Genomic DNA, 7666 nt, shown 5'->3' with positions numbered 1-7666 from the left:
ATTTCGTTCCCTCCGCCTCAATATTATTGTATCGGAGTAAGGGGTGTACTGTCCAAGTTTAAATAGGGGCTAAATAGAAACCTATAGCTCGCTATTCGTCATTGTGTTGCTTGTTATTATCATTGGCTCCATTTCCTTAATCTACAATGCTTTTGCGATTTCCGTCTCGGAACGGTCACGTTATCTAGGGATGCTATCGAGTGTTGGAGCAACGACAAGGGAGAAGAGAAATTCAGTATTTTTTGAGGGAGCGATAATTGGCGTCATTAGCATTCCCTTAGGCGTCATCTGCGGCATGATTGGAATCGGCATTACCTTTCGCTTCATTAACTCGATGCTCGAAGCTGCGATTGGTGTTACTGAAAAGCTGACGTTGGTCGTCACGCCCTCATCGCTCGCAATGACCTGTTTGATCTCGATCGTCACGATATTCATTTCAACGTATATTCCAGCCCAAAGAGCATCTAAAATTTCTGCTATCGATGCGATTAGGCAAACCATGGATATTAAGCTGACGGGGAAAACGGTGAAAACCTCGAAGCTGGTCCAACGGTTATTCGGCATTGAAGCGGAGCTCGGATTGAAAAATTTAAAAAGAAACAAGCGCAGGTATTACGCTACGGTCTTTTCACTTGTCATTAGTATCGTGCTGTTTCTATCCGTGTTCTTCTTCACTTCCAACATGCAGCGATCGCTTGATCTCACACAAAAAGGCTATAACTATGATATCGGGGTATACAAGAACGGCGAAGTGGCGACGATCGATGAGCGTTTGATGAAATCGATTGTGTCGTTGGAGGGCGTTACGGAATACAGCCTGATTAAACAGTGGTTTGGCGCCTTCACTTGGGTGGCAGAGAAGTCCATTCCCGAAGGTGCGAAACCCCCTCAGGCTCCTGATCAAGGTCGGTATAAATACAATTTACGAGTAAATGCTTTAAGTGAAGACAAGCTGAAAGCCTATGCCCAAAAGGTCGGCATCGAGTACGCCAAGCTAACGAATCCCGCTCACCCAACCGCCATATTGATTGATGTCATGACACATATAGATGAAAAGAACAAAAAAACTATCGAAACGAGAGGTATTCATGGCCGGGCAGGGGAAATGCTTGATATCGTCTCTACCGATAATAATAAAGAGTCGGTCAGCAAAGTGGAGCTTGCCGCGGTAACGGATCAATTCCCGATGGGACTTATTCAAAGCAGCTTTGAAGTTCATCTTGTTGTATCTGAACCGGTCTTCGACCAGTTAATGAAAAAAAGCAAGGATGAAGCGTATTCGGGACTTTACCTGAATAGTAAAGATCCTTTGAAAACACAACAGAACATTGAAGAAATGAAGAATGATCTAGCGGTCAGGAACTTATTTCAAGAAAGACAGCGCTCTGAACAAAAGATCCTGTTATTGTCCGTATTTGTATATGGTTTTGTGGCATTAATTACGGCGGTTTCAGTGGCGAATATTCTCAACACGATTTCGACGAGCGTTGCCCTTCGCAAACGGGAATTTGCGATGCTGAGATCAGTGGGGATGACGCCGAAAAGTTTTAATAAAATGATGAATTATGAAAGCATATTTTATGGAATCAAGGCCCTAACTTATGGGCTTCCCGTCAGCGTAGTGATTATGGCGTTGATCTACCGAGCCTTCATGCATAGTTTTTCGTACGGTTTCATCGTGCCTTGGACTAGTATGCTGTATGTGATTGTGGCCGTATTTGTTATCGTGAGCTTGTCCATGTATTACGCCAGCATGAAAGTAAAAAAGGCGAACATTATTGATGCTTTGAAACAGGAGAATCTATAGAAGCTCGCGGCCGATCAAGAGAGCTGGGGGACCCTAAAGTGATTATGATTACCCATGATGAACGAATTGCTTTGCAAGCCGATAGAATTATCGCCATTGAAGATGGAAAGATTGCCAAAGATGAGGTCATTCGGCCATGAACATTATCCATAAGCTAACGCTCCGACATTTAATGAAAAATAAGAAGCAAACGCTTGTGACCGTGATCGGAGTTATGATTTCCGTAGCCATGATGACGGCGGTTATAACGCTTGGCTCCTCTTTTCTGGTGTTAATGCAAAAGCAAACGATTCAAGACTATGGAGAATGGCATGTCCTGTACAAAAACGTCAACAAAGATCAGCTCGAAGCGATCAAACAGGATACGGCAACCCAACAATTCATCACTTCCAAGGAACGCGGCTATGCCCTGTTGCCAGGAAGCCAAAATATCAATAAGCCTTATTTGTTCATTAAAGCATTTAATGCCCAAGGTTTTAAAAACTTCCCTATTGCATTGAGTGAAGGGCGCCTGCCTCAACAAGCGAATGAGATCGTCCTTTCGGAAGCTATCGCCACGAACGCCAAAGTCACCTACCGGATCGGCGATCGTTTAACCCTTCATGTCGGGCAGCGCTCGACTGTACCTGGCGATACGGACCTTTCTCAACACGCTCCATTAAGATCCGTCAACGGGACTAGCGCGGAAACCTTAATTCATACCACAACCGAAACGTATACCGTTGTAGGCTTTATTAAACGTCCTTCGTGGGAGCAGACATGGGCGCCGGGGTATACGGCCCTTACCTATGTTGACGAGAACATGCTGGATGCCAACAAAACCGTTGATGCGAGCGTGGTCCTCAAGAAAGTCGACGGCACTGTATTTGCTCATGCCAATGACTTGTCCGCTAAAAACAACATCAGCTCGTTTGAAACGAATGAGTCTCTATTGCGTTATTATGGCGTAATGAGTGGCGGGTTAGGCAAAACCTATAGCGCGCTATTCGTCATTGTGTTGCTTGTTATTATCATTGGCTCCATTTCCTTAATCTACAATGCTTTTGCGATTTCCGTCTCGGAACGGTCACGTTATCTAGGGATGCTGTCGAGTGTTGGAGCAACGACAAGGCAGAAGAGAAATTCGGTATTTTTTGAGGGAGCGATAATTGGCGTCATTAGCATTCCTTTAGGCGTCATCTGCGGCATGATTGGAATCGGCATTACCTTTCGCTTCATTAACTCGATGCTCGAAGCTGCGATCGGCGTTACTGAAAAGCTGACGTTGGTCGTCACGCCTTCATCGCTCGCAATGACCTGTCTGATCTCGATCGTTACGATATTCATTTCAACGTATATTCCAGCCCAAAGAGCATCTAAAATTTCTGCTATCGATGCGATTCGGCAAGCCATGGATATTAAGCTGACAGGGAAAACGGTGAAAACCTCGAAGCTGGTCCAACGGTTATTCGGCATTGAAGCGGAGCTCGGATTGAAAAATTTAAAAAGAAACAGACGCAGGTATTACGCTACGGTCTTTTCACTTGTCATTAGTATCGTGCTGTTTCTATCCGTGTCCTTCTTCACTTCCAACCTGCAGAGATCGCTTGATCTCTCACAAAAAGGCTATAACTATGATATCGTGGTATACAAGGGAGGTATTGAATTGGCGACGCTCGATGAGCGTTTGGTGAAATCGATTGTGTCGTTGGAGGGCGTTACGGAATACAGCCTGATTAAACACTGGTCTGGCGTCTTCACTTGGGTTGCAGAGCAGTCCATTCCCGAAGGTGCGACCCCCCCGGGGGCTCCTGAACAGGGTCGGTATAGATACAATATACACGTCAATGCTTTAAGTGAAGACAAGCTGAAAGCCTATGCCAAAAAGGTCGGCATCGAGTACGCCAAGCTAACGAATCCCGCTCACCCAACCGCCATATTGATTGATGTCATGACATATCAAGATAAAAATGACAAAATTATCGAAACGAGAGGTATCCAGGGCAGAATAGGGGAAATGCTTGATCTCGTCTCCGCCTATTCTAATGAAGAGTCGGTCGGCAAAGTGGAGCTTGCCGCGGTAACGGATCAATTCCCGATGGGAATTATTCAAAGCAGCTTTGAACATCTTGTTGTATCTGAACCGGTCCTCGACCAGTTAATGAAAAAAAGCAAAGATAGGGTTATTTCCAATCTTTACTTGAATAGTAAAGATCCTTTGAAAACACAACAAGACATCGAAGAAATGATGGAAAGGTTGTCTGTCAACAACTTATTTCAAGAAAGACAGCGCTCTGAACAAAAGATCCTGTTATTGTCCGTATTTGTTTATGGTTTTGTGGCATTAATTACGGCGGTTTCGATGGCGAACATTCTCAACACGATTTCGACAAGCGTTGCCCTTCGCAAACGGGAATTTGCGATGCTGAGATCGGCGGGGATGACGCCGAAGAGCTTTAATAAAATGTTGAACTATGAAAGCATATTTTACGGAATCAAGGCCCTAACTTATGGGCTTCCGGTCAGCGCAGTGATTATGGTGTTGATCTACCGAGCCTTCATGTACAGTTTTAGGTACGGTTTTATCGTGCCTTGGACCCGTATTCTGTATGTGATTGCGGCCGTATTTGTTATCGTGAGCTTGTCCATGTATTACGCCAGCATAAAAGTAAAAAAGGTAAACATTATTGATGCTTTGAAACAGGAGAATGAACGCGGCTAGGATTGACATTGGCAGATGAAGAAAACAAGGAGGAAGGAAGAATATGAAACACCTGGTGCGGGCCCGCATATAGATGTTTATATGTTCCTTAATTTTGTAAATTCATCGTCAATAAAATTCGTTAATTCGATGAATTTAATCTGTTCATCGACTTGCGCTAATACTGCTGAAGCTTCCTCCAACTGTTGGACAAGGTTATTATATACGTTAATTTGGAGCCTGCTCTCTGTAACTTCAATATTGTCCAATTGTTTTTCCAAAGATAAGGGAATCACGGCCGCGGAATCTATGCTTTGACTTAAAACTGGCTGATACGGCTGTTCATTAGCAATAAACGAAGCTGAAATATTGCTTGGAACCTGAATATAAGAAAAAGGCTGCATCGTGCTTTTAACTTTGGTGTCGACCTTAGGCGTAACAGGTTGCACGGCGCTTTTAACTTTGGCGGCAACCTTAGGCGTAACAGGTTGCACGGCGCTTTTAACTTTGGCATCGGTCTTAGGCATAACAGGTTGCACGGCGCTTTTAACTTTGGTGTCGACCTTAGGCGTAACAGGTTGCACGGCGCTTTTAACTTTGGCGTCGACCTTGGGCGTAACAGTTTGCATCGTGCTTTTAGCTTTGGCATCGACCTTAGGCGTAACAGGCTGCATCGTGCTTTTAACTTTGGCGTCGACCTTAGGCGTAACAGATTGCACGGTGTTTTTAGCTTTAGCATCGGCCTTAGGCGTAACAGGCTGCACGCTGCTTCCCGTCTTATTTTCCCGTATATCGGGTACAGCTTGAATATGGCTTCTTTTTTTGTCCGGCTCATTCTTGCTACGAGCAATACTTTTTGTTTCTTCGAATGGGTAAAGCTCCTGAGCCGCTTCTATACTCGCGGCTTTCTTCAGGTGATGGGGATGCTCCCCATGCGAATGGTCCTCGTGATCGACTAATTGCTGGGCGAAGTTTCTCAAGAAAATAATGCCTATGACAACAGCAACCATTATAAAGACAAAAGCTGTAATTAACATCCCCTTCATTTCCCCTTCGTTTGACGTTCTCTAAAAAAGAGGGTTACGCCGCAACGCAACCCGCACAAGTGCTGAAGGAATGATTAGTGAGTTTGGTTCATATTGAAGCTGCTTTGGTTGAAGCTTTGTTGACTCATTTGATTCTGTTGATTCTGTTGATTTTGTTGATTCTGCTGATTCATTTGATTCGCTTGCTGCTGAGATTGTTGGATCAACTGCTGCATTTGGCTCAGCATTTGGAACGATTGCACGGTTTGGTTCGCTTGGTTCAACGTTTGGTTGGCTTGCTGAATGGATTGTTGAAGCTGTTGAATGGCTTGCTTTTGCTGGCTTTGCACTTGTTGGTTGAATTGGTTCATTTGATTGACAAGCTGGCCAATCTGCTGCTGATTTTGATTGGAGCTCGTCGAAGCTGAGCTTTGGGAAGGGTTTTGGACTTGGGTTAAAATCTTTTGGATCTGGTTAAGCTGGTTTTCCAACGGGGTCAGCTCACTAGCCACCTCAGCCTTCACCTTATCCGCGATTTGTTCTTGAGTTACGGCTTCTTTTTTGGTAGTCATTCTCGAATTAGGCCTCCTTAGGAATAAGTGTTGTTCAAAGAACACAACCGTATTGTGCCTTTGTCCTGAACTCTCTATCCCCCGGGAGGTTTTGTTTATAATGGGAAACGTCGCACCTTCTTCATCCTTACAGTGAAACAAAAACGACAAACAAAAAGGGCCTGTCCGAAGGTCTAAGCAACCTTTCGGGCAGTGCCCTTTACACGTTTCTTAATCCGTATCGTTAGACCACTTCAGAACCTCAAACAATTTGAACACCAAGCTGAGTAAAATTGCCACGACCGTGGCAAGGGCCATGCCCTTCAGCTCGAGATGCCCCCACTTGAACGCCGCCCCGCTTAGACCGACGACCAGCACAACCGTTGTCAGGATCAGGTTCGCAGGCTTGGAATAGTCGACCTTCGTCTCGACCAGCATGCGGATGCCGGATGCGGCAATGACGCCGAACAGCAGCAGCGAAACGCCTCCCATCACCGCGGTGGGGATGGTTTGGATCAGCGCCGATAGCTTGCCTACGAAGGAAAGGACGATCGCCATGCTTGCCGCCAGACCGACGATCCAGACGGAATAGACGCGGCTGATCGCCATGACGCCGATATTTTCCCCATACGTTGTATTGGGAGTGGAGCCTACCGCCGCGGAGATCACGGTGGAGACGCCGTTGCCAAGCAAAGAACGGCTGAGTCCCGGGTCCTTGGACAGATCTTTACCGACAATATTACCGGTTACAATCAGATGACCGATATGCTCGGCGATGACCACCAGCGCGGCAGGGGCGATAATGGCGATGCTTGTCCAATCCCAAACCGGCGTATAAAAGGTAGGCAGCGTCAGCCAGTTAGCTGCGCCGATCGCGGCTTGTACATGCACCAGCCCGAGAACACTGGACAGCACATAGCCGACGACGATGGCGATCAGGATCGGAATGATTTTGAAAATTCCGCGGAACAGCACCGATCCAAGCACGCCGACCAGCAGCGTGACTACGGAGACCGTAATGATCGTGGTATCCGGGGACCAACCGGTGGGCGCTCCATCCGGAGCGATGAAGCCGGCCATCTTGGCGGCTGTCGGAACGAGCTCAAGCCCGATCACCGCGACGATCGCCCCCATGGAAGCCGGAGGGAATACGACGTCGATCCAGGCGGTTCCCGCATAGCGGATCAGCAGGGCGACGATGGTGAAGATGACGCCGACCACCAGGAAGCCTCCGAGCGCCGCGTTATACCCTTTTTCCGCCAGAACGACGAAAACCGGCGAAAGAAAGGCGAAGCTGGAGCCGAGGTAAGCGGGAATTTTCCCCTTGGTAATGAATAGGTACAGCAAGGTCCCGATGCCGTTCATTAGCAGGATCGTGCCCGGGTCGACCTTGAACAGGATTGGAACAAGAACCGTGGACCCGAACATGGCAAACAGATGCTGCAGCCCGAGCGGCAAGCTCTTCCAGAAGGGCGGTCTCTCATGAACTTGGATGATTCGCGACATTGAAGTTCCCCTTTGATCGTTTTAAATATTGTTATCTACCGTATTATAGTGCATGCAAAGAGGCATGAAAAGCTGAATTTTTGCATAATAAAAAGCA

The 7666-nt window shown here is 46.6% G+C and carries 4 protein-coding genes and 2 pseudogenes; 3 read left to right on the top strand and 3 right to left on the bottom strand.

The genetic code is table 11. The features are described from left to right. Positions 1–79: 79 nt before the first annotated feature. From NLX71_RS16675 to NLX71_RS16665, 3 genes and pseudogenes are all read left to right on the top strand, one after another. Positions 80–1807 (top strand): annotated as a pseudogene (locus NLX71_RS16675) (FtsX-like permease family protein); the annotation flags it as partial. Between the two features lie 38 nt (positions 1808–1845). Next, positions 1846–1947: pseudogene (locus tag NLX71_RS16670) on the top strand (ABC transporter ATP-binding protein); the annotation flags it as partial. Next, positions 1944–4508 (top strand): ABC transporter permease, encoded by a 2565-nt coding sequence (locus NLX71_RS16665; protein WP_254364937.1) that lies wholly within the window; start codon positions 1944–1946, stop codon positions 4506–4508. The pseudogene NLX71_RS16670 and the gene NLX71_RS16665, both read left to right, overlap by 4 nt. 77 nt (positions 4509–4585) lie before the next feature. Here NLX71_RS16665 and NLX71_RS16660 read toward each other — a convergent pair whose 3' ends face one another. The 3 genes from NLX71_RS16660 to uraA form a co-directional block, all read right to left on the bottom strand. Then, positions 4586–5524 carry a hypothetical protein gene (locus NLX71_RS16660; RefSeq protein ID WP_254364936.1) on the bottom strand — a complete coding sequence of 313 codons (939 nt, stop codon included), beginning with the start codon at positions 5522–5524 and terminating at the stop codon, positions 4586–4588. 83 nt (positions 5525–5607) lie between these two features. After that, a complete protein-coding gene (locus tag NLX71_RS16655) occupies positions 5608–6084 on the bottom strand; it encodes a hypothetical protein (protein WP_254364935.1) in 477 nt (158 codons plus the stop codon). 210 nt (positions 6085–6294) lie between these two features. Beyond that, complete coding sequence (gene uraA / locus NLX71_RS16650; RefSeq protein ID WP_254364934.1) at positions 6295–7569, bottom strand: uracil permease; 1275 nt, start codon at positions 7567–7569, stop codon at positions 6295–6297. Between the last annotated feature and the right edge of the window lie 97 nt (positions 7570–7666).

Origin of the sequence: Paenibacillus sp. MZ04-78.2 (assembly GCF_024213375.1) — a bacterium.
Lineage (GTDB): Bacteria > Bacillota > Bacilli > Paenibacillales > NBRC-103111 > Paenibacillus_G.
The sequence above is the reverse complement of the archived record's forward strand: the minus strand, read 5'-3'. Positions and strand labels throughout refer to the sequence as shown.